Raw genomic sequence first — 21,284 nt, 5'->3', positions numbered from 1 at the left:
AGTAATAGCATGGAAAATTAACATTAGATTTGTTCCACAGATTTCATACTATGGATTTAAATACAATAAGACAGGACACGATCGGGTGTTCTGATAAAATATTCTTAAACAGCGCAGGTTCATCCCTGATGCCTAAAATTGTGGTGGAAACCATTACCAATTATTTATACCATGAGCAGCAGATCGGTGGTTATATGGCAGCCGGGAGAAATGCTGAATCAATCGGTCAGTTTTATGAAGAAGCGGCAAAGCTCATCAATACCCGTCCTTCCAATATTGCTTTTGTCAACAGTTCAACGGACGGTTATGCCAAAGCACTGTCCAGCATTCCATTTGAAAAAGGCGACTGTATCATTACTACCAATAATGATTACATCTCCAACCAGATTGCTTTTATTTCTTTACAAAAGCGGTTTCAGATTAAGATTATCAGAGCTGCGGATTTGCCTGATCATGAGCTGGATCTGGAGGATTTTGAAAAACTGATCAGAAAGCATCAGCCTAAATTAATTGCCGTGACCCATATTCCTACCAATTCAGGTTTGGTACAAAATGTAGAAGCGGTCGGTAGGCTATGCAGGCAATATGACATTCTTTATCTTGTAGATGCCTGCCAGTCTGTAGGCCAGAGGGTAGTAGATGTGGAGAAAATCAATTGTGATTTTTTAACGGCAACAGGAAGAAAGTTTATGAGAGGGCCAAGAGGAACCGGTTTTTTATATGTTTCTGACAGGATTTTACATGCTGAAATGGCACCTCTGTTTTTAGACAGTAACGGAGCACAATGGACAGAATTTGACCATTACCAGCTAAACGGAACAGCCAGACGTTTCGAACTCTTTGAAAGGTCTAACGCTTTGCTGATGGGATTTAAAGAAGCCTTACGATATGCGAATACCATTGGAATGGCTGCCATTGAAAATTATAACCGGGAACTGTCCGGAAAGCTCCGGGTAAACCTTCAGAACAGCGGTTACAGGATTCTTGACCAGGGAAATCAGCTAAGCAGCATTGTTACGTTCTGTCAGAAGGATAATAAAATTGATAAAATTCAGAAGGTCCTGAATGAAAACAGTGTATTTTTTACGGTAAGCAATAAAACGAATGCATTGATAGATTTTACGTTTAAAAATGTGGATCATGCTATTCGCCTGTCACCTCATTATTTCAATACTGCGGAAGAGATTGAAGTGGTATCCGGTCTTTTAGCACGATAGACATCCATTGATCATTTAAATTTTTCAGCCCCGGCATTCGCCGGGGCTGAAAAATTTATTTTTTGTTAAGAAGTTCAAGAGTATGTTCTACATGGCCTCCACCTTTCCATTCATCATGTCCGGGAATAACCAGGCTTGCTTTTGAATATTTGGATTTCAGTTTATTGATGGTCTTGGGCCATTGCTCTACATTGGCTTCCTTAATATATCCAAGATCGGTTGCAGCTTTACTTTTTACAAGGCATCCGCCATCCAGGACGTTATATTTGGGAAACCATACCACTACATTATCAGCAGTATGCCCTTCTCCAAGAAAATCAACCACAAATTCCTCACCTCCTATGCGATAAGGCTTTCCGGTCTTAATGATCTCTGTGGATGTTGCTTTTCCGTCTTTTTTCAGGAATTCATTGGTTTTGGCAGTAGCGTAGGTTTTAATTCCTTTGTTGTTAAAAAAGCTCAGATCTCCGGCACGGTCATCATGGGAGTGAGTGGCAAACACAGCTATTACGGGTAAATTGTGGCGTTTTTGGATGGTATCCATTAGGCTTTGGTACTGTACCTTTTCCCACGGAACATCAAATAAGACAACTCCTTTTTGGGTAACAAGATATACTGAGTTGGCAGAATATTCTTTACCTCCGAATACACCAAAAGTTTTGTAAATATGTAAATTCTTTTTAATCGGTGGTTCGATGACAAAATCTTTTACCTGGGCACTGAATAATGGACTTAGCATCATTGAAACCATAAAGAACTGAATTCTTTTTTTCATAATTTAAAGCAGTAATTAAAGTTAGGACTTGCTGGGATATGGAATCTCCATAGTAGATTTTGCAAACCTAGTAAAATTAATGCCCGGAGTTATTTTTAGAAAGAAGTTTAACCGTTTTTTAACAGTTGCTGGACGGGAGGGTTTCGTCAGCCGTCACTGTACAAATAGAAGAATATCGTGCATAAGTGGCAAAAAAAAGCTGCCTCACATCAGGCAGCACTTATTTTAATTATTTTTTTACCAGTATTTTTTCTGTGGCTTTCTTGCTGAGGACTTCCTTTTTTCCACTGATCTCAATGGTCATCGATTTATCAAAGCTTTCTATTTTGACAATTTTTACTTTGGTGTTCAGCAGAAGTTGCCTGTCATTCAGGTAGGTTAAAAAAGCATCATCAGACAAGGTGACCGAAGCAAAAACTACCGTTTCCCCAATTTCACAGTTGCTTAGCTTCTGGAGATCCTGAGCAATGATATTTCCGTCTTTGTCAGGAATAGGTTCTCCATGCGGATCGAATTTCGGGTAATCCAGAATTTCATCCATTTTATCAAAAAATATCTGAGAATGTACATGTTCCAGCTGTTCTGCAATTTCATGGACGTTTTCCCATCCGAAATTCATTTTTTTCACCAGAAACATTTCGGTAAGTCTGTGTTTGCGAACCACAAGAGCAGCTTCACGTCTTCCGCTTCCGGTAACGATCAGAGGTTTGTAGGTTTCATAAATGACCCATTTTTTTTCTGCAAATTTCTTCATCATATTATTAACGCTCGGCATTTTTACGTTTAAAAATTTGCTGAGTTCATTAATCGTCACCTTTCCTTCATTGTCAACTAAATGAAACAAAGCTTTCAGGTAATTTTCTTCTGTTAGGGTTGTTTTCAAAATGTTAGATGATTTTCAATACAAATCTAACAAAATAAAATGGAAAGATTACTCTTGTTATTTTAACTTTTTTTAATTTTACTCTATGAAATTTTCATTCAAAAACGATTATTCTGAGGGATGTCACCCGAATATCTTACAAGCACTTTTACAATATAATCTTGATCAGCAGGCCGGCTATGGTGAAGATGAATATTCATTGAAAGCCAAGGCATTAATTAAGGAAAAAATGAACAGCAAACATGCTGATATCTATTTCGTTTCCGGTGGAACCCAGGCGAATCTGATTGTGATCTCTGCTATTTTAAAACCTTATCAATGTGTGATTTCTGCTGCTTCAGGGCATATTCTGAATAATGAAACCGGAGCGATAGAAGCAACCGGCCACAAAGTGCTGAGTATTCAGACAGAAGATGGGAAGCTGAGCCCTTCAGATATTATTCCGGTACTGGAAGGTCATAGAAATGTTCCTCACCAGGTAATGCCTAAGCTGGTTTATATTTCAAACTCTACGGAATTGGGAACCATATATCAAAAGAAAGAACTGGAAGAACTTTCAGCGTTCTGTAAGGAAAATCATCTGTATCTGTTTATGGACGGGGCAAGGCTTGGGCATGGTCTTAGTTCTGAGATCAGTGATCTTGATCTGGAAAATATCGCTGCTCTGACAGATGTGTTTTATCTGGGCGGTACTAAGAACGGAGCATTGATAGGAGAGGCCATCGTGATTAATAATCCTGTGCTTCAGGAAGACTTTGCATTTAATATCAAACAGAAAGGTGCTTTGCTGGCCAAAGGAAGACTGTTGGGAATACAGTTTCTGGAACTCATGAAAGACAACCTGTATTTTGATCTGGCCAAACATGCCAACCAGCAGGCGATGAAGATCAAAAAAGCAATGCAGGAAAAAGGAGTAGAATTCCTTTCAGATACCTATACGAACCAGATTTTTCCTATTTTACATCATGATCTGATCCAGGTATTATCTGAAGATTTTGAGTTTTATGTGTGGAAGAAAGTAGATGAAAATTCCTCTGCGATTCGTCTTATTACCTCCTGGAATACAGCTGATGAAGCTGTAAATCGTTTTATTGAAATTATTCAGGCAGAACTCTAGGTGAGCTTAAACCATTAAGGCATCACTGATTAAAAAACAGGTAAGATCTGCATATAAAGTTACTACAGAACTTAAACCTATAAAAAATGCTGTTTCCGGACTTCAGGAACAGCATTTTTATTGTAATATTTTGAAGAATATTTATTTTACTGCTTTAGCTACAACCTTGCAGTCGGCTGCGGTCAGCTGTTGTCCGTCTTTATAGCTGATCTTTTTTTCGTCAGCATATTTAGACTGTCCGTCTTCTTCTTTGTGATCGCCAATTCCCTCTGTCAGGACATTGTCTTTTTGAAGGAAATAAATATCTCTTTTGCTTTTCTTGCCTTCTGAGGTAAACTCATATGTCAGTTTCAGGGTATCTCCGGATTTAAAACCGGTTACATCTCCCTTAGAACTGTCTTTTTCGCTGTTTTTATAAGATAATTTTCCGGTAATTGTCCCCAGGTTGTCGTCAATAGAAGCGAAAACACTGTCTTTTCCGGTTGCCCCTACATAGCAATATGATTTTGGTCCTAATGTGTCTACTACCGGTTCATTAACAGCGATTGTGTCAGTATCAGCTTTTGGAGCTACAGTTTCTGTTTTCTTATTACAGTTGATTAAGAAAGCCGAAACAGCTCCCAGTAAGATTAATTTTTTCATATCCTTAATTATAATCAAATTTCTATTTGCTAAATTAATAATAGTATTTGTATATAAAAAATAGGATATCAGGTTAAAAAGGTTTTATTTGAGGATTTAGTTTTGAAATTTATATTTTGAAAGAAAAGTATAATTTTATATTCTGCTTTTACACGGCAAAAGTCACAAAAGTTTTTGAACAATTAAGTATTTTTAGTGACAAGCAAACCGTTGAAAAGCGCACAGAAGTCTCATGAAAATCTTTGATTTTCATCTTAAGTGTACTGAACTTATGGAGGATCATTTTTAAACTTCTCAAGTGAACTAAAGTGTTTTTTTAAAATCAAAAGTTTTGAACACTTAAGTATTTTTAGTGACAAGCAAACCGTTGAAAAGCGCACAGAAGTCTCATGAAAATCTTTGATTTTCATCTTAAGTGTACTGAACTTATGTAGGATCATTTTTAAACTTCTCAAGTGAACTAAATTGTTTTTTAAAAATCACAAAAGGTCTGAACACTTAAGTTATTTAAAGTGACAAGCTTTGCGTATAGAAAGTACACCTAAGTTTTGAAAATCTCTGATTTTCTTATTGTATAGTACTCCTATTACACTTTTTGTCATTCCGTTAGGAATCTTGATTTGAATATTAAAATATAGCTTAACCACAAAAGTCACAAAAGTTTTTTGAACACTTAAGTATTTTTAGTGACAAGCAAACCGTTGAAAAGCGCACAGAAGTCTCATGAAAATCTCTGATTTTCATTTTCACCCTAACACTCTCAAACCCTCAAACCTTCAAACTCCCCCTAAACCCTCTCGCTGCATAATAAGAATCTGCACCATTATGATAATAGAAAACGGTATTGTAACGTCTGTCACAGAAAACAGCGCCACCCAGTTCTCTGATAGAAACAGGTGTTTTTACCCAGCTTGAAGTTTTCTGATCGAATTTTCCCAATTCCTGAAGCTGGCGGTATTGTTCTTCGGTTAGGATCTCAATTCCCATTTCTGAAGCTTTGTCAATAGCGTTGCTTTCCGGTTTGTTGGCTTTTCTTGATTCCCAGGCGGGATAGTCGTAACAAAGGCTTCTGCGTTTCGGACTTTCCGGGGAGCAGTCGAAAAAGAGGTATTCATCTGTTTTTTGATTGTAATCTACCACATCAGGTTCACCCTCAGTTTCTTCCATTTCGTTTAAAGACCATAACTTTTCAGGACTGGCTTTCAGTTTGGCCTGTATTTTCTCCCACTTCAGGCCCTTATGGCGGTTCATGTTTTTTTCAAAACGGGTTTGGAGTACTTTTAAAAGATTTTCGCTTTGTTCCGGGGTTAATGATTTCTTTTTCATATCAAATTTTTAAGTGGTTGATTTTAGGATAAAGTTACTACTATTGAATGGAAATTTTTCTGTCAGCAGGTCTGAAATACCATGAAATAATGACCAGAGCAAGCAGTAAAACAGCAGGAAAGGTTCTTCCGGCAGTATCACCAACAATAAGATGAGATATAACAGCTCCGGACATTACGAAGAAAAATCCAGCGTAAGCCCATTCTTTTAACAGTAATTGTTTCGGGATGAGAATGGCAATAACGCCCAGCAGTTTCCATACGCCGATGATGGTCATAAGATATGCCGGATAGCCAAGATTGGTAAAATTGGCAAGCTCATCTTTATTTTTCATAAGCTGAACGATGGCTGTAGAGACCATGCCTAGTGCCATCCAGAGGGTAAAGATCCAATAGATGATCTTTGTTCTTTTTTCTGATCGGTTAGATGTTTCCATATTATTAAGTTTTGTGGTTAGTCGTTAAGGCCTTTTCCTTCCAGGATTTGTGGAATGCATTTGTCAATTCTTGCTTCCCGGGTTCTGGACTGTTTGGCGGAGGAAAAGTGGAGTAGGTAAGCCCTTTGTCTGCCCGGTGTAAGGGATTCAAAAGCTTCTTTTAATACTGCATCATCATTCAGTTTGTTTTGAAATTCTTCAGCCATTTCAAAATCCCTGGTTTTCTTCATTTCAACTTTAGCCCCGGATTCTTCAATTTCTACAGCTTCAAACATATAAGCCTGAAGTTCTTTTTCAAGATCATTGATCTGGTGAAGGTCTGTAAAACGGATCTGTCTTGCCGCCTGCACATTTTCAGACTGCTGAATTAGAATCTGGTCCGGATCTTTCATCAAAGCCCCTTTAAAAAAGAGCAGGGCACAATATTCTTTAAATCCGTGAATCAGGAAAATATTTTTCCCTTCATAGGTATAACACGGGCAGCCCCATTTTAAATCTTCTACCAGTCCGGTACTTAGGGCAATGGTTCTTAATTTTTCGAATTCTTCTTTCCATTGGGTAGCTTTATCGAAGAAAAAATCAACTTTTGGATTCATGTGTTTTGAGTTTTAGGATTCCAGGGTTGGAGAGTATTAGAGTTATAGAGTTATAGAGTTATAGAGTTATAGAGTGGGAGAGTAAGAGCGTTTGGAGTTGAAGGTTCAATGTTCAAGATTGTTATCCATTCGCAAAACATTGACGATTCACTTGCGAAGCAAAATTGACTATTGACAGTCATAGATCAAACTTTGACCTCATTGTCCATTGTCTCTTATCTTTTTGTTTATTATCTGACAAATCCTTACTTAAATAATTCCTGTAAACGGTTATGCGCCATATTAATTCCCTGTGCGAATGGCATTTTCAGGTGCTGATCTCTGAAGTCTACAGATTTATAGATGGTTTGAATGGTGATTTTGCTGGTCGTATCGGTTAGTTTTTCAAATTCTAAAAACTCGATCTGAGGCGGAAAAGGCGTGTTTTCCATCTGAAAGGTTCTTATAATTTTCTCATTCTGAACGATATCATGAATGGTTCCATTGGCACTGAACATGACTTCTCCCTGAGGATTTGAAGTTTCAAAACGGTAACTCCCATGGGGCCTGTTTTCAAATTTGGTCACTTTGGTTCCCATCCATTGTTCGAAAAGTTCAGCTTCTGTATAGGCTTTGAAAAGCAGTTCTACCGGAAGATCAAATTCTCTGATGATGAAGATTTCCTGTTTTCCGTCTTCTGCGTGAATTTTTGTTTTAAGTTCCATATTTAGGGTTTGAGGGTTTGAGGGTTTTGGTGTTTGAGAGTAGGAGAGTAAGAGTTGTTGTGGTGTGAGTACTCATTGCCATTACTTATTACTTATATTTTGATAGGCTTTCATCACACTTTCCAGCTTATTGAATTTCTCATCCCACATTTTGCGGAACGGCTCTATAAAATCGGCTATTTCTTTCATTTTATTGGGATTGAGGTGGTAAATAATTTCACGGCCGTTCTGTTCAGATCTCAAAAGTTCACATTCTGTAAGGATCTGAAGATGTTTGGAAACGGTAGGTCTTGCGGTATCGAAATTGGAAGCAATGGCTCCTGCAGTCATAGATTGCGCAGCCACCAGCATCAGTATGGATCTTCTGGTAGGGTCTGCAATCGCCTGAAAAACATCTCTTCTTAAATTCATTGTGTAGCTATTTGACTACAAATATATATGTAGTTATTTAGCTACGCAAGTTTTTGGGAAGAAATATACAATAAAGTGAAGTTTTTTAATAAAAATTTATTCGTTCCTTAGTCTTAGTTTTTTGAGTATTTCATTAATATGATTAGGATATTTATCTTCAAAATATTCATATTCTGCATGAATATATCTTACCGGAAAATATTCAACATTATTTTTTATTATTTTAATTTCCTCAGTTTTAAATTCTTCCGCCTGAAAACTTTTAATATTATTTTTGTAGTCCATTTAATATCTAAGGAATATGCATTTCTAAAGAAAGATGAAATATATGTATATTCAACATCCATTGGTGGACGCAGTTTCACTATTCCATCAGGAATTAAATCAATTTTATTATTGAATTGAGCACCATACCATGTATCAAGCTCTAAGCAAGAAGAGCCATTAACATCGATCCTTACTCTATCTTGAAATATTCTTCAGTTTGTACAATCATCCTTAAGGAAAGCCACCAAAGATAAATACCGTAATAGTTTATTTCTAATGGCGAAATTAATCCATGAGATATTTTGTTCCTAAAATTTACACTATTACCGTCTACTAAAAAGCTGTTTAACTCTAATAATAAGTTTTTTTCACAAATACCATCAAGCATCTTCCCGTTTTCCTCCGTATTTAATACACCGCCTAAGGTATTGTCGTTCTGGATATCATCTGAAAGTCTGATAGTATTTCTATTATTTGCTTCTATAATGTACTTCAAACTATTTTCAATTTGAGGGATAAGGAGATGTGATGCAAGTATAAAATTATTTTGAAATCCAGTGTAAATTCCTTCAATAAATAAATATTCTCTATCTTTTGGAATGAATGGACTGTTACATTCACTAATCATTTCTGCCACCCAATCTCTGGACACCTGTTCATCCAAATCCATTATAAATTTAATCTCTTGGATTAATGAAATTGTAATATTTCTATAATGTTCTCTTTCTTGGTTTAAATTAAACTCTCCTGTATTTGAAATACCACTAACAGTTCCTTTATTTGTAATGTGGACACTTTTCGGAAAATATCGTTGATAAAAATTATTGTTTTCTTGTTTTTTAATAAAAGTAGGATTAAAAATAGGATACCATAATAGAAAATTGAAACCACTATAAAAGTCGTCAATATTTTGTTCTTTTATTAGCTGAGGAATATTTAATTTTGATTTGCCAGTAGTGCCAATTATTGATATAATTTCTGCTTCTATTTTTTGTTCCTTTTTTATCTTTTTTTCAAGTCTAGTTTTAAAACTTTTATCTACAACAATTCCTTTTATTTGTTTTAGAGCATCAAGATAAGTTGATAATATGTTTGGGTTATATGTATTTTCGTCTTTTTGAGACTTATAATAATCTGCCTCTTCTTCTAAACATAATGCTGTCTCTATTTTGAGTTGATTATGATTAAAGTACCCTAACTTATTTAATCCCTGAATATAATTAAGAGCATCGTCATACTGATTTGCTTTTAAACTTTCTTTTAATTTAATTATAAAATAATTTTTAAGCTTTTCTGAAGAAACTTCTAGAATTAGAAGATTGATGGAAGCACTTAAAAGTTTTAATTGATAATATGATGATTCTAATCTAAAAATTATTTGTAGTATTTTCTCTTCTAATCGTGTAAGATCTTGTTTAAAAATAGATTTTACTTTTCGTATTAATTCTAGGGAACGAATTAGATAATCTAATTCATCAGTCCTTTCATATATTCTTATATAAGAGTCTACAGCATTTTTTATACAGTTTAATTTGTCCTTGTCCCCGAGAATAAATTTTATATCATTAATCCTAGCTGATATCTCAATATTGTCAATAAGTATTTCAGGTAAAATGAACTTAGGGTCTTTTAAAAGATTTTCAAAGCTGTCCTCTGTAAGGTTGCAGTTAATGAGCTGATATAAGCTATTTATTTGTTTATCTGTAGAATTGTTTTTCCAAAGGTTAAATAATTCAAATCTTAGTTCTTTTGAATACTTGTTGTTCAGGATTTCTTTTGATAATTCTTTCATTTCAAAATATGATAGCTGTAAAATATAAACTAAGGTATAAACATGTATGAATATTGGGTTTATAGTTCTATCATTTGTTCGTTTATTTCACTAACAAATTTAGTTGTTGCAGTAATCAGCTCTTGAATTTCCTTCTTTCCTATATTATGTTCAGTTGATGCTTTTGTTTCCTTATCAATCTTCGTTTTTCCATTTCGATGAACTATATCATGTCTTATTTCAATTGCTTTATAAATAGTTGCTTTATCACTTGGGAATTTGATTGTAAAGGTATCCTTAAACATTTGATTAACTGTAGAAAGATTATGATATATTATTCCTAAAATTTCATCAGTAACAATCTCTTCAATTTTATTATATTTCATAAAAATTTCAGACAGTTCGAATTTTTGTGAATTGTCTTTGCCTTTAAATTTTGGATAAGTTTCCACAAATTTTTTTAAATATAAAGTATTTTGAAAGATAGTATTTATAAAAATATCAGCTAAATAAGTTTCTAGAGAGGTAATAACATTTGCATATAATAGATATGCTACCAAATTGTCTCCGGAAGAATCTTCATTCAACTTATTAGTAACCTCCAGTATTTTATTGATATTATCTTTAAAAGCTATGAAAATACTATTACGATCTAACTCAATATTTAAATTAGGAAATGATGATTGAATTTGTTGAAGATTTCCAGATTTTCTTCTTAGTTCGACTAATTCTGGTCTGTTTAAGGCAAAAGTAGAAATAGTGATTTTCCCTTTCTCTGTTTTTCCTTCTAATAATCCAGAATTAATATCTAAAGTAAGATGCTCTTGCGGTTCTTCTATTGAAGGATTTATAAGCAATGGCATATTGTTTTCATCAAGAGGAAACTTATCCATTTTAACTATATTACAAACCTGGCAACATAATATTAAATTATTCCATTTGAAAGCTTCTTGGGAATATTTATTTTTTGGGTAAAAATTATCAATTTGTGGTAAACTGGTTATATTTAAATCTCCTTCACAATATCCGCATTTATTATTGAATTCTTTAATTAAATCTGGACGAATTCTTTCAAAGTATTTATAATAATTATCTTTATTAAAATTAAAATCTTTAAAATAGTCAGGTTCTTTTCGAGCAATAAATTTCATATATTAGTTTTAATCATGGTTTAGTTATTATCTATTCGTATTGTTCTCTCATTATATCTTCGTAAAAGCTTTCAATTCCATCCACATAATCAGTATATTTAGCAAAAACATCAGCTGTGTATAGAAATAGTGTCATGCTTTTCTCAAGTAATTCAGCAACATCAATTAAATTTATTCGGTCATTATTTTTAAATGATGGATTTTGTTTTTTATCAATTGGATATCTAAAAGCATCAGAATTTTTGTCTAAAATATGAAGAGTATTATTTAATTTTTCAACCTCGTCACATAGCTGTTTGAAAGATTTTTTATCTTCATCCTCAACATCAATATTATGTTTGCTTTTTAAATTTTCAATAGTTTTTTCAACATGCATTTTAAAAGCATTGAATAGTTTTTCAAGGTCATGTGTTCCTGCATTGGTATAATCATCTTTTTCTGAATACTTTGAAAAATATCTAATGTTTGCTTTTAGTCCTAGCTCTAAGCAATGTCTAGCAATGAATAGCATTGGATATGCAATATGATCAACATGAGATTTGGTATTTACAACATTATTTAGTAAAATATCAAAACTTCGTTTATAACTCCCAAGGTAACTAGTAAAGCTTAGATATTGATCTATAAATGCATTGAATTGATGTTCAGTTCTATTATTTCTTTCTATCTGTGTCATATTATAATATTTACTTCTGTTGTAACAACTTCTCCAACTTCTCAATCATCTCCTTTTGCTGCTGAAGCATACGCTCATAAAGCTCTACCATCTTATCAATAGGATTGAAAGTAGGTTGATAGCTGTACAAAGAATTACCTGTAGCATTATCATTGTTATTGACGGTATTTGAAATAATATTCACCGCCTGTTCCTCATCAAAATTCTCAATCGCCTCCGCAGGCACTTTCAAAATCTTCGCTACCTGCGCCAGAATATCAGATTCTACGGTTTCTTTCTGTTCTAAAAGAGAAACTTTCTTCTGGTTCCAGTCGTCACCCAGTTCAAAAGCTAAGGCTTCCTGTTTGATGCCCAGCATTTCACGGAAACGTTTTATATTTCTACCCTGATGTATTTTTTTATTTTGCATATCTGTGTAACTCATAATAACAAATATAAAGTTTTTAGCCTTGAAAAAGAAGCCTGTTTCTAAAATAAATTATCTTCTAAAATAGCTGCTTTTTAGCATAAAATATCCTCTTTATAACTGGTTTAGCCTGCCGGATATTTCTTGCTTGATGAAAAACAACAAAATGAAAGAAATAGTTATCCGGGGCAAATATAAAATAGTGTCCATCAGGAACCTTACGGTTTCCCATAAAGTGTTTGGAAGAGCATACAGAAGGCTGGTTTTCTTCCCGGAAATCCGGTTGGCAGGGAAGTGGCTGCTGGATAGTGGTTTTGAACCGGGAGATAAAGTGCTGGTGACGGTTCGGAGGAATCAGATTATTTTAGAAAAGGAAATGAATTATGAATAGGGTAAAGAAAACAGTTGTTTCTTTTTAATCGCTCGCTGATTTCGGAGATTACGCAGATCATAAAAGATGAAGGTTTTGTAATCTATACGATTGGTGAAAAATATTTACTAATGTACGAACAAGATATTTTGTAAAATTCTGAGGTAAAAAATAGAAGTTTCCTGTATATCTTGAAATCAGCAAACTCTTTCATTGATGTATTCATGGCAAAAAATCTGCGAAATCAGCCTGATCTGCGGGAGATTTATTTTAACGCAAAGTTTATAAGTAAGGCTTTCATATTTTAGGGAGCTAAGAGTGGGCAAGTTCTTGCCTGATGAAGGAGAAGGTAAAGTTTCGGCGGCCGGAGGCCGCCGAAACTCCCTATTATGTGCTATGAGTATTTTGTTTTTGTTTTATTCAAAGATTTTAAATACAGATAAAATTTAAATCAATTTGCATCTGGCATTCGCTTAAAAAATATTTTTGGATATTCCTTAATAATCTATACTTAATATTCTCCTAATGGTTAAAAACGTATTGATAAAAGCAGTAATCATGAAATTACCTTATCTTTGAAGCCCCAATATTTTTTCAACATCAATCAATTATCACCGATGAAATTTGTACTGGACTTTCTATTTCGTGTTTTACAGCTTTTTACAGAACCGTATTTTTTAGTATTTCTTGCAGTAGTCAGCATTGCGCTATTGAAAAGAAAAAATAAAAGGAAGCATCTGAGAACAGGAATTTTGATATCAGCAATTCTCATGGTTATCCTTATAGGGAACGGTTTTCTGGGAAAACTGATCGCCGGATATCTGCAGAAAAATTATATCAGTACTTCTGAGGTGAAGAATACAGCTGTTCAGAATCCTGTTATTGTAGTATTGGGCGGTGGAGTTGTGGACATTGACAATACAGAGAAATTACACACCATGTCGTATTCCAGGATGGTCACTGCTTATCAATTGTATCATGAATACAGGAAAAATAACCAACCCTGTAAAATAGTAATTTCCGGAAAAGGAAGAGGACATAAAAGTGAAGCGGAATTATTCAGTGAGGATTTTAAAAAGATGGGCGTGCCGGATTCTGATATGATCAGGGAAGATCAGAGCATGAATACGTATCAGAATGCAAAATACTCCAGCGGGATATTAAATAAGATGGCTCCTTCCCATATATATCTGGTTACTTCCGGGTTTCATATGAAGAGATCTGTAGCGCTGTTTCAGACATTTGGGGTGAAACCAATTCCAAAGGCATCTGATTTTATAGATACTGAAATCACTGTATTTCCCAATAGCTATAATGCTGCATTTACATTCGTTATGCTGAAAGAGGTCGTAGGAATATGGCAGGTACAGTTATATAACAGCCTGGGAATGAATAAATAATATTTTTACAGTTTGCTGTGTAACCTATTATAAAAATGAAACACCTAAAATTTAATCTAAGTGTTCCATTTTTTTGAAAACCCTGCAAAAAAATAATGAAAAGGCTTTAAAGTTCAAAAAGTTGATAAAAGCCCAAAAAAGCTATGTTTTTTCATTCTCAACCTATGCTATCTTGTTGAAAACAAAGTGGTTTTAACGGCAAAAATGAATTTTAAACAAATTTCAGAATTTTTACATCTTAAAGACATTAAATTTATGTCCGTCCGGATCTGCAAAGACAAAGCCATAATAGTTGTTGCCAAAACTTTCGGGTTCTGAAACTATGGTTCCGCCTGCATTTTTAACTTCTTCAGCCCATTGATCTACCTGTTCGCTATTTTCTGCAGAAACGGTAAATATAATTTCGTTGGAGGTTTGGGAATCACCGAAAGAAACACCTTTTACATTGGTTTCCAGGATATTTTTCAGAAAGAAATGAATCACAAAATTATTCTCTCCGAAAAAGAAACTTACTAATTCATTAGAAGTGTGGGGATTATTGGGAGTACATCCTATCGCTTCATAAAACTTTTGGGTGCGTTCCAGGTTGGCAACTGCCAGATTGGCCCAGATCATTTTTGGTTTCATATAATTCTATTTTTTGGTTAGGGTAAAATTAGTTCCTTTTAAAAAGATAAAGATTGCCATGTGACAAGATTTTGTATTTTTAATAGGCAGAAAGAAATGAATGGAAAAATACTTGAGATATTAGGGCTTTTAAAAAACTATTATCAGGTAATTTAACATAATATATTGAAGTGATATTGATATGATGAAATTAAGAGATGAGATAGAAGCTGATTTTGAAACGGCAGAAAAACGGTATCCGGAAGTTTTAAAACTTATTTTAGACTATACAGACTGGTGTGATGCGCATGGAGATGAGGATTCTGTTGAATATAAAAAACTGGAAGCAAGGCTTCATACAATAACCGGGAAAGAGATGTCTCAGTTTGATCTTTGGGAATGGTGGGAAGGTGATGGAGCGGAAAATCTGGCATTTAGCATCAGCCTGCCTGAACCGGAAATCGTAAAAGATCTCAAAAGAGATGAAGTGGCTGAAATTGTGCGGCGACTGAAGACTTTTGAAATCCCCGATGCTGAAGATAAAACCTTTAAGTCACTGTTTTACAATTATTTATGCTTTGGGAGTGGTTTTTATCCCAAATTTCTGAAAGTGAATGGATTAGCTTATAAAATCGAGTTATTTCAGCGTCATAAAGATAAAAACGGAAACTATTTTGAATTCAGTCAGGAAGAAATTACAGATCAGCTGTGGAATGGGAAATAATTCACTAAAAGGATATTAGAAAAAACAGTAAAATGAACGAACAGATTATAAAGAAAATCAATATTTTAGGAGGAAATGCAGAAGCCGTAAGTGCTGATAAAAGCTTTGCAGAAAACTGGCAGGGCATCCGTTTTGATCATCATCTTTATGATAAAGATTGGGATGTATACGGGATTGACGCATTTTACGAATTGCACAAAGATGTATATTATAATGATGCAGGAAAGTTTTATGAAAATTTGCTGGAGCATTATTTTTCTGATCATGAGCTGCCATACGGGCAATATTTTTTCAGAAACTGGATTTTCACGCCGTTTAAAGAAAATACAGACGATTATGAAGAGCTTGACGGGCTTGTAGAAGAAAATGAAATCCGTGAAGTTGTAGAAGGTACTGAGATGGAATTTATCTGTTTATTTTATTCCTATGGCTATCCGGATCATTTCTTTGTTTGCCGGTCAGATCCTGATCCGTCTAATCCAACCGTTTACAGTACGGATCATGAAGTGTATTTTCAGGAGATTGAAAATGAAGGAAGCCTTGAGAATTTTTTAGACCGGTTCATGACCAAAGAAGAGTTCCAGGAAGTCGTTAAAACATATCTGGAAGAAAAATATAGAAAATAACGGATTCTGAGCGATTAGGTATACTCCATAATGGGCGTATTATTTTTCCTATAATTTATATTATGTTAAATTGTAAATGATCGTAAATTTTGCTCATTTATATCTGCTGCATAAATAATTTAAGATACCCTGAATAAACGATATCCAAAGTATCTTAATTATAACCTTAAATATGTTTGAGTCTTAATAAGCTTAATTAATCTTAATATAGTAAAAAACTGAAATATTTTTCGGTCTTGTTTCGCTGCTTATTCTTGGAGTTCCAAAACCTGCGTCAAATTTACCGGCTGAATTTTGAGGGCTGGCACCGGTTACATTCATTCTTTGTTTGGGTGTATTTGGTGATTCTTTGCCAATATTTTCAGCTAAATTGTCGCTGTTTATATGCCTATGTCCTTGAAAGGCATCAGGTTGAAAACTTCCAACAATACGATTATCAGGATCACCCTTATGAACAGTAATATTTGGAACAGGTTGGAACGGGTCAAATATATTAAGTCCTCTGAGAAACATACCTCGCAGATCAGGAACTTGGGTTTGTGATGTTAAAGTCTGAAACTTTGAATTGGGCACAGGTCTTCCGTCAGCAGGTGCCCATTTACTTTTATTGGATGTCCAGATACCACCTGGACTTTTTTCATTATTTTTTGTTACTGTATTGAATTGTTCAAAATTCAGGAAAGACGAAATAATTGTTCCTAATGGCAATTCTTTATTAGATGTAAAGTTATCCTGTGCTGATGCCTTGCTTGATATTCCACCTCTATCAGTCTGAATTGTCAAAATTAAATCTTTTTCTAATGGCCTTTTGCACGTTATTAATGTTGTAAATCCGCTTAAATGATCCCCAACTTTCAAACCGCCACTTATAATATTTCCTTCTGGAACTACGTTAAATTCTGTAACTTTTGGCATTGGGTCTGTTGGAGAAGAAGGCCGGTAATATATAGTAAAAACTACCGCATCTTCAGTTTCAATATTAGTTCCTTGAACAAATCCGGAAACCCCTTTTCTATCATTAATATCAACACATTTAATATATGCTTCGTAAAGGTTGGTATTAGGTATAGATTGTAATAATACCTGAACATAGTTGGTTTCAACTTTCAGTTCGGAGACAGAAAGTAATTTGGTTCTTAGTTCAGTAAATTTTTCTTCACTATCATTTGCCCCGATGGAAAACGGAATACCTTCAATAGGAATTGACAACGACCCACCCCACTTGCCACTTCTCATATCTGATTTAAATGTTTCTGATAAATAGTAGGTTCGCAAGTCTTTCCCAAAGGATTCTGTCTTAGTCATTTTTGTAAATGAGTAAAGTCCGTCTTGAAGAAGTCTGTTACAATCTTGTGAAAATACATTAAGGCTTACCATCATAAGCAAGCTCAAAATTGTTTTTTTAGTCTTAATCATTTTTTTAAGTTTAATAGGTTGGGTTATTTACGTTATCATGTTGTTAAAGGTAAAATCAAAAACTATAATGTGAAATAACCCTTTTGTGGTATATTATGACTTCTATTAATTCTTATATAAAATGATTGACCTTGATCCACTGTTTGCGGGAAATAAAGCTTTTTACTAGGTTTAAATCTGAAATTGATTTTAAACTTATACTATTGACATCTGTCTCCATACGGCTATAATTACTCATATATCATTATTCCTTAGGATTATAGAATTAATAGTCTTTATAAATTAAAATCAATATAACATATTTAGTATTTGTATAATATTTTATAATTTGGTTAACAATAATTTGGTTAAATTTTAATAAATCAATAGATTTGCATTAAAATTACACAATGGAAAAATATTATTTCTATCCCAACCCCGGGATGCGTCTGGACAAATCTGTCTCCCGAAACCCCTGAAGTATGCTCTTATCTATGTCTTGCTGAGAATAACGGCAACAGGATAATTCACATGTACCTGTCTCATATACAGGTTCTACAAACACAAATTAAAAATCTCCTTAAATAAAAAATTATGAAAAAAAGAATTTCGGCCTTTGGTTTCTTAATCTCTGCTATGAGTTTTGCTCAGGTTGGTATTAACACCACTAATCCCCAAACTGTACTTCATGTAGACGGGGCTAAAGATAATGCTGCAACAGGTGCTCCTACGGCAGCACAGCAGCTGAATGATTTTGTTGTCACGTCAACTGGAAATGTAGGGATTGGGACTATTGCTCCCCAAAAGAAATTGGATATTAATGCCAACAATGCGAGTTTGAGAATCACCAACCTTCCCGAGCAAATTTCTAATGATCAGGATTTCCTGACAATTAATAACGTGAATGGTGATGTGGTAGCGGCAAGATATGTTTATACAGCAAGTATTACAATACAGGCCGGAACCAGCGGTACTGTTACCGTCCCTTCCAGCGCAACGATCCCTAATGGAATGTTGGTAATTAAATCGAATAACACCTGCGGGATCAATATGATCACGAATTTTATTTATTCAGACATTTCGCTGGGGTATGCCACAGCTATTGCAGGAAGTGTTGTAGGCACCTCCTCTATTGCACCTATTCCTGGTGGCGGAGGCGGTTCCGGAGTGTGGTCGGTTAAGTTCGCGGGAGTAGCTACCTGTGGTACGGGCAATAGCACTCAGTTTGATTATACAGTATCCAAACCTACGGCAAGCAGCTATCTGATTGTCAATAATGGAAATGTAGACCGGACTTATTCATTAACTCTTTTCCGTCTCTAATCTCCTGATGTTTAAAGGATCATTTTTTACAATGACCGATTAAAAAATTAAATTATGAAGAAATTATTTATAATATTTTACGGATTTCTCTTTACTGCCGGCTATGCCCAGTTGGGGATTAATACAACGAGGGTGCAGGGAGTATTTCATGTTGATGCCGGGAAAGATAATCCTGCTTCAGGAAATCCTTCAGCGGCCCAGCAGCTCAACGACTTTGTGGCAACATCGGCGGGGAATGTGGGAATCGGGAAAACGAATCCCCAGAGAAAATTGGATGTAGAAGCTGACAACCAGCCTTTGAGCATTCAGAATTTACTGCATCAGGTACCTGCGGATCATAATATCCTTGTCCGGGATGAAATCACCGGAGATGTTCTTTCGGCTAAATACAGCTACACTGTAACCAGTGCCGGTATACCTGCCGGGGGCACCGGTACAGTGACGATACCTTCTAACATTAATATTCCATCCGGAATGCTCATCATCAGAGCAGGTAATTCATGTGGAAGAACGATGATTTCCACCTATATTTACTCCAATATGTCATTAGGACACCAAAGTTCGGTCGCAAGAGATAAAGTAGGAGTTGTCACCAGTTCTTCAGGAGGAGCCGGTGCATCGGTAAGCTGGGGGGTGAAATTTCCCAATGTAACCGGTTGTGCAGATGGAGGAAATGGAACCCAGTTTGACTATACCCTGGTAAAGACCGCTGCTGATACTTATACGATTACCAATAACGGAAATGTTGGCAAAGCATACATTATTACAGTATTCAGGCTATAAAACCTTTCTGTTAAAAAACAAAAATAAATGCCGGGACTTTCATTTCCGGCATTTTTCATAGGAGTTGTAATCAATTATCACTCCACAAAAAAACCGCTCTGAAAAGAGCGGTATACTTTTTTAACTTTAATGGGTCTGCCGACTAGCAAGTAGTACCACACTCCAGTAATCTGATGTGGATCACACCGTTGATTACACACTGTGTCTGGCAAAGAGCGTTTCCTACAACGGTACCTACACCGCCAACTACTCCACCTACTGTAGAACCTACACCGCCAACTACACCGCCAACGATTGTTCCTACACCACCTAATACACCGCCAACTACTCCACCTAGTCCTCCGATCAATCCTCCGATTGGATCAAGAAGTCCTTCACCTGAAATAGTTTTTAGCTCGTTTCTGTCTAATTTTTTTAAGTTTTTCATAACTATAATTTTATATGATTATTACATCACGAATATATGAATAATTATAATAACTACATATTATTTCGAATAAAATAATTAAATATTTTTATAATTTAATATTTCATTAATATAAAGGTATTTTTATGAAAATATCATTATTGTGTATATCTGTTTGATTTTCTAAATGTTAAAAAACATAACTCAATTTGCCAAAATTGGAGTTAATATTTTACACCAAATATTGTTTTTTTATGATTAATCTTCAATGTCTTAAAAAAATGATCTTAAAGGGTATAAAAAGCCTTCTCTCCCACAAAAATTTACCCCGGAAAATTCGTCAAATCCTAAAAATTTTAAAATATCGGGTCAATTTTCCATTGATTAAGATAAAACCTGCTCTGATCATTGATCACGAAAATCAAATTTTGTATTTTTGCTGACATACTTTTATCAATGTCAATTTTTTCAAATAATATACGCTTCCTGAGAGCAAGGAGAAAGCTCTCCCAACAAAATGTAGCTGATGAACTTACCATTTCCCGTGTACGGTATTCTAAATATGAGAACGGAATATCTGAGCCACCCATCGAGCTTCTGATCAGGATCTCCAAATATTTCCATGTAAGTATTGATCTTCTGCTGTCGGTAGATATTGAGAAATATCCGATGGATGAAATGCTGAAACTTCCGGACAACAGAATTGTTCTTCCGGTTGCGGTAGACCATCATGGAAATGACACCATCGAAATTATTCCTCAGAAAGCATCGATGGGGTATCTTGAAGGTTATAGTGATGTAGAATATATTGAGGGCCTTCAGAGAATTGCCCTTCCTTTCCTTACCAATGGGAAATACAGAGCTTTCCCGGCAGACGGAGATTCTATGCCGCCGTTCAGAAACGGTTCTTATATTGTAGGAAAATATGTAGAGGGAATCAATGAACTGAAACCCGGCAAAACCTATGTATTTGTTACTTTAAATGATGGGATCACCTATAAACGTTTTAAGGAACGGAAAGATCATGCTATCTGTGTAAGTGCGGATAACTCCTTCTATGAGCCTTATGACATCCCGTTCGAAGAAGTAGTGGAAATCTGGCAGTATGCTTCAGGAATTTTCCCGGAAGACTTTGAACCGGGAGATTATGAAAGCTATAATTTTAAAGAAATGTTCCGGGAATTGAGACAGGACATCAAAGATCTGGACCGTAAGGTTTCAGGCCGCAGAAAGAAGTCTTAGCTATCCGGATCTATAATATATTACAAGGACT

24 protein-coding genes are annotated in these 21,284 nt (G+C 35.0%); 9 read left to right on the top strand and 15 right to left on the bottom strand.

All coding sequences use genetic code 11. The features are described 5' to 3' along the window. Positions 1-50 precede the first annotated feature (50 nt). Complete coding sequence (locus BBI00_RS06325) at positions 51-1,217, top strand: aminotransferase class V-fold PLP-dependent enzyme (protein ID WP_065397968.1); 1,167 nt, start codon at positions 51-53, stop codon at positions 1,215-1,217. Between the two features lie 55 nt (positions 1,218-1,272). Here the strand turns inward: BBI00_RS06325 and blaIND are convergent, their stop codons facing one another. Both blaIND and BBI00_RS06315 read right to left on the bottom strand, forming a co-directional pair. After that, complete coding sequence (gene blaIND, locus BBI00_RS06320; RefSeq protein WP_065397967.1) at positions 1,273-1,992, bottom strand: IND family subclass B1 metallo-beta-lactamase; 720 nt, start codon at positions 1,990-1,992, stop codon at positions 1,273-1,275. 229 nt (positions 1,993-2,221) lie between these two features. Beyond that, a complete protein-coding gene (locus tag BBI00_RS06315; RefSeq protein WP_065397966.1) occupies positions 2,222-2,875 on the bottom strand; it encodes a metal-dependent transcriptional regulator in 654 nt (217 codons plus the stop codon). A gap of 85 nt (positions 2,876-2,960) precedes the next feature. Between BBI00_RS06315 and BBI00_RS06310 the strand changes: the two genes are divergently transcribed. Then, positions 2,961-3,992, top strand: a complete 1,032-nt coding sequence (locus BBI00_RS06310; RefSeq protein ID WP_065397965.1) for a threonine aldolase family protein — start codon at positions 2,961-2,963, stop codon at positions 3,990-3,992. A 141-nt stretch (positions 3,993-4,133) separates the two neighbouring features. Here BBI00_RS06310 and BBI00_RS06305 read toward each other — a convergent pair whose 3' ends face one another. The 10 genes from BBI00_RS06305 to BBI00_RS06255 all read right to left on the bottom strand — a co-directional run bounded on the left by BBI00_RS06305 (position 4,134) and on the right by BBI00_RS06255 (position 12,396). Continuing rightward, positions 4,134-4,634 (bottom strand): hypothetical protein, encoded by a 501-nt coding sequence (locus tag BBI00_RS06305; RefSeq protein WP_065397964.1) that lies wholly within the window; start codon positions 4,632-4,634, stop codon positions 4,134-4,136. Between the two features lie 768 nt (positions 4,635-5,402). Then, complete coding sequence (locus tag BBI00_RS06300; protein WP_065397963.1) at positions 5,403-5,960, bottom strand: DUF4256 domain-containing protein; 558 nt, start codon at positions 5,958-5,960, stop codon at positions 5,403-5,405. Positions 5,961-6,000: 40 nt separating this feature from the next. Next, entirely contained in the window at positions 6,001-6,396 is a 396-nt protein-coding gene (locus BBI00_RS06295; RefSeq protein WP_065397962.1) for a DoxX family protein, read from the bottom strand. Between the two features lie 17 nt (positions 6,397-6,413). Further along, the gene (locus tag BBI00_RS06290; RefSeq protein ID WP_065397961.1) at positions 6,414-6,992 is read right to left on the bottom strand and encodes a YdeI/OmpD-associated family protein; all 579 of its coding nucleotides are present in this window, start codon (positions 6,990-6,992) and stop codon (positions 6,414-6,416) included. A gap of 245 nt (positions 6,993-7,237) precedes the next feature. Next, the gene (locus tag BBI00_RS06285) at positions 7,238-7,696 is read right to left on the bottom strand and encodes an SRPBCC family protein (protein ID WP_065397960.1); all 459 of its coding nucleotides are present in this window, start codon (positions 7,694-7,696) and stop codon (positions 7,238-7,240) included. An 81-nt stretch (positions 7,697-7,777) separates the two neighbouring features. Then, positions 7,778-8,107, bottom strand: a complete 330-nt coding sequence (locus tag BBI00_RS06280) for an ArsR/SmtB family transcription factor (RefSeq protein WP_065397959.1) — start codon at positions 8,105-8,107, stop codon at positions 7,778-7,780. Between the two features lie 457 nt (positions 8,108-8,564). Next, positions 8,565-10,166, bottom strand: a complete 1,602-nt coding sequence (locus tag BBI00_RS06270; RefSeq protein WP_065397957.1) for a DUF4209 domain-containing protein — start codon at positions 10,164-10,166, stop codon at positions 8,565-8,567. A gap of 59 nt (positions 10,167-10,225) precedes the next feature. Continuing rightward, positions 10,226-11,296 carry an HNH endonuclease family protein gene (locus BBI00_RS06265; RefSeq protein WP_065397956.1) on the bottom strand — a complete coding sequence of 357 codons (1,071 nt, stop codon included), beginning with the start codon at positions 11,294-11,296 and terminating at the stop codon, positions 10,226-10,228. Between the two features lie 31 nt (positions 11,297-11,327). Continuing rightward, positions 11,328-11,972: a hypothetical protein gene (locus BBI00_RS23505; RefSeq protein WP_185116315.1), complete on the bottom strand. Its 645-nt coding sequence runs from the start codon at positions 11,970-11,972 to the stop codon at positions 11,328-11,330. A gap of 10 nt (positions 11,973-11,982) precedes the next feature. Beyond that, on the bottom strand, positions 11,983-12,396 hold the full coding sequence (locus tag BBI00_RS06255) for a helix-turn-helix transcriptional regulator (RefSeq protein ID WP_065397955.1): 414 nt from the start codon (positions 12,394-12,396) through the stop codon (positions 11,983-11,985). 148 nt (positions 12,397-12,544) lie between these two features. Between BBI00_RS06255 and BBI00_RS06250 the strand changes: the two genes are divergently transcribed. Beyond that, positions 12,545-12,769 carry a SymE family type I addiction module toxin gene (locus BBI00_RS06250; RefSeq protein ID WP_165602496.1) on the top strand — a complete coding sequence of 75 codons (225 nt, stop codon included), beginning with the start codon at positions 12,545-12,547 and terminating at the stop codon, positions 12,767-12,769. A 596-nt stretch (positions 12,770-13,365) separates the two neighbouring features. After that, positions 13,366-14,148 carry a YdcF family protein gene (locus BBI00_RS06245; protein ID WP_065397953.1) on the top strand — a complete coding sequence of 261 codons (783 nt, stop codon included), beginning with the start codon at positions 13,366-13,368 and terminating at the stop codon, positions 14,146-14,148. A 231-nt stretch (positions 14,149-14,379) separates the two neighbouring features. Here BBI00_RS06245 and BBI00_RS06240 read toward each other — a convergent pair whose 3' ends face one another. After that, entirely contained in the window at positions 14,380-14,775 is a 396-nt protein-coding gene (locus BBI00_RS06240) for a VOC family protein (protein WP_065397952.1), read from the bottom strand. A 181-nt stretch (positions 14,776-14,956) separates the two neighbouring features. Here BBI00_RS06240 and BBI00_RS06235 point away from each other — a divergent pair, with 181 nt between their 5' ends. Together BBI00_RS06235 and BBI00_RS06230 are read left to right on the top strand one after the other, a co-directional pair. Continuing rightward, positions 14,957-15,478 (top strand): hypothetical protein, encoded by a 522-nt coding sequence (locus BBI00_RS06235; RefSeq protein ID WP_228394725.1) that lies wholly within the window; start codon positions 14,957-14,959, stop codon positions 15,476-15,478. Positions 15,479-15,510: 32 nt separating this feature from the next. Beyond that, a complete protein-coding gene (locus BBI00_RS06230; RefSeq protein ID WP_065397951.1) occupies positions 15,511-16,104 on the top strand; it encodes a hypothetical protein in 594 nt (197 codons plus the stop codon). A 192-nt stretch (positions 16,105-16,296) separates the two neighbouring features. Here the strand turns inward: BBI00_RS06230 and BBI00_RS06225 are convergent, their stop codons facing one another. Then, positions 16,297-17,520: a hypothetical protein gene (locus BBI00_RS06225; RefSeq protein WP_123902225.1), complete on the bottom strand. Its 1,224-nt coding sequence runs from the start codon at positions 17,518-17,520 to the stop codon at positions 16,297-16,299. Between the two features lie 573 nt (positions 17,521-18,093). On the opposite strand from BBI00_RS06225, the gene BBI00_RS06220 reads away from it, so the two are divergent. Together BBI00_RS06220 and BBI00_RS06215 are read left to right on the top strand one after the other, a co-directional pair. Further along, complete coding sequence (locus tag BBI00_RS06220; protein WP_065397949.1) at positions 18,094-18,822, top strand: hypothetical protein; 729 nt, start codon at positions 18,094-18,096, stop codon at positions 18,820-18,822. Between the two features lie 54 nt (positions 18,823-18,876). Beyond that, positions 18,877-19,605: a hypothetical protein gene (locus tag BBI00_RS06215; protein ID WP_065397948.1), complete on the top strand. Its 729-nt coding sequence runs from the start codon at positions 18,877-18,879 to the stop codon at positions 19,603-19,605. Positions 19,606-19,747: 142 nt separating this feature from the next. On the opposite strand, the gene BBI00_RS23255 is transcribed toward BBI00_RS06215, so the two are convergent. Next, complete coding sequence (locus BBI00_RS23255) at positions 19,748-20,032, bottom strand: bacteriocin-like protein (protein ID WP_065397947.1); 285 nt, start codon at positions 20,030-20,032, stop codon at positions 19,748-19,750. A 435-nt stretch (positions 20,033-20,467) separates the two neighbouring features. On the opposite strand from BBI00_RS23255, the gene BBI00_RS06200 reads away from it, so the two are divergent. Beyond that, positions 20,468-21,253 carry an XRE family transcriptional regulator gene (locus BBI00_RS06200; RefSeq protein ID WP_065397945.1) on the top strand — a complete coding sequence of 262 codons (786 nt, stop codon included), beginning with the start codon at positions 20,468-20,470 and terminating at the stop codon, positions 21,251-21,253. The last annotated feature ends 31 nt before the right edge of the window (positions 21,254-21,284 follow it).

Origin of the sequence: Chryseobacterium arthrosphaerae, assembly GCF_001684965.1 — a bacterium.
Taxonomy (GTDB): Bacteria; Bacteroidota; Bacteroidia; order Flavobacteriales; family Weeksellaceae; genus Chryseobacterium; species Chryseobacterium arthrosphaerae.
Note: the sequence above shows the minus strand (reverse complement) of the source record. Positions and strands in the feature narration are given on the sequence as shown.

What these genes read in the sequence shown, in the direction of transcription:
- BBI00_RS06300 (WP_065397963.1), bottom strand. Translation starts at nt 5,960, where the DNA reads ATGAAAAAGAAATCATTAACCCCGGAACAAAGCGAAAATCTTTTAAAA.
- BBI00_RS06255 (WP_065397955.1), bottom strand. Translation starts at nt 12,396, where the DNA reads ATGAGTTACACAGATATGCAAAATAAAAAAATACATCAGGGTAGAAAT.
- BBI00_RS06305 (WP_065397964.1), bottom strand. Translation starts at nt 4,634, where the DNA reads ATGAAAAAATTAATCTTACTGGGAGCTGTTTCGGCTTTCTTAATCAAC.
- BBI00_RS06285 (WP_065397960.1), bottom strand. Translation starts at nt 7,696, where the DNA reads ATGGAACTTAAAACAAAAATTCACGCAGAAGACGGAAAACAGGAAATC.
- BBI00_RS06200 (WP_065397945.1), top strand. Translation starts at nt 20,468, where the DNA reads ATGTCAATTTTTTCAAATAATATACGCTTCCTGAGAGCAAGGAGAAAG.
- BBI00_RS06235 (WP_228394725.1), top strand. Translation starts at nt 14,957, where the DNA reads ATGATGAAATTAAGAGATGAGATAGAAGCTGATTTTGAAACGGCAGAA.
- BBI00_RS06250 (WP_165602496.1), top strand. Translation starts at nt 12,545, where the DNA reads ATGAAAGAAATAGTTATCCGGGGCAAATATAAAATAGTGTCCATCAGG.
- BBI00_RS06280 (WP_065397959.1), bottom strand. Translation starts at nt 8,107, where the DNA reads ATGAATTTAAGAAGAGATGTTTTTCAGGCGATTGCAGACCCTACCAGA.
- BBI00_RS06240 (WP_065397952.1), bottom strand. Translation starts at nt 14,775, where the DNA reads ATGAAACCAAAAATGATCTGGGCCAATCTGGCAGTTGCCAACCTGGAA.
- BBI00_RS06295 (WP_065397962.1), bottom strand. Translation starts at nt 6,396, where the DNA reads ATGGAAACATCTAACCGATCAGAAAAAAGAACAAAGATCATCTATTGG.
- BBI00_RS06325 (WP_065397968.1), top strand. Translation starts at nt 51, where the DNA reads ATGGATTTAAATACAATAAGACAGGACACGATCGGGTGTTCTGATAAA.
- BBI00_RS06225 (WP_123902225.1), bottom strand. Translation starts at nt 17,520, where the DNA reads ATGATTAAGACTAAAAAAACAATTTTGAGCTTGCTTATGATGGTAAGC.
- BBI00_RS06290 (WP_065397961.1), bottom strand. Translation starts at nt 6,992, where the DNA reads ATGAATCCAAAAGTTGATTTTTTCTTCGATAAAGCTACCCAATGGAAA.
- BBI00_RS06245 (WP_065397953.1), top strand. Translation starts at nt 13,366, where the DNA reads ATGAAATTTGTACTGGACTTTCTATTTCGTGTTTTACAGCTTTTTACA.
- BBI00_RS06265 (WP_065397956.1), bottom strand. Translation starts at nt 11,296, where the DNA reads ATGAAATTTATTGCTCGAAAAGAACCTGACTATTTTAAAGATTTTAAT.
- BBI00_RS06310 (WP_065397965.1), top strand. Translation starts at nt 2,961, where the DNA reads ATGAAATTTTCATTCAAAAACGATTATTCTGAGGGATGTCACCCGAAT.
- BBI00_RS06230 (WP_065397951.1), top strand. Translation starts at nt 15,511, where the DNA reads ATGAACGAACAGATTATAAAGAAAATCAATATTTTAGGAGGAAATGCA.
- BBI00_RS06215 (WP_065397948.1), top strand. Translation starts at nt 18,877, where the DNA reads ATGAAGAAATTATTTATAATATTTTACGGATTTCTCTTTACTGCCGGC.
- BBI00_RS06270 (WP_065397957.1), bottom strand. Translation starts at nt 10,166, where the DNA reads ATGAAAGAATTATCAAAAGAAATCCTGAACAACAAGTATTCAAAAGAA.
- blaIND (WP_065397967.1), bottom strand. Translation starts at nt 1,992, where the DNA reads ATGAAAAAAAGAATTCAGTTCTTTATGGTTTCAATGATGCTAAGTCCA.
- BBI00_RS23505 (WP_185116315.1), bottom strand. Translation starts at nt 11,972, where the DNA reads ATGACACAGATAGAAAGAAATAATAGAACTGAACATCAATTCAATGCA.
- BBI00_RS06220 (WP_065397949.1), top strand. Translation starts at nt 18,094, where the DNA reads ATGAAAAAAAGAATTTCGGCCTTTGGTTTCTTAATCTCTGCTATGAGT.
- BBI00_RS23255 (WP_065397947.1), bottom strand. Translation starts at nt 20,032, where the DNA reads ATGAAAAACTTAAAAAAATTAGACAGAAACGAGCTAAAAACTATTTCA.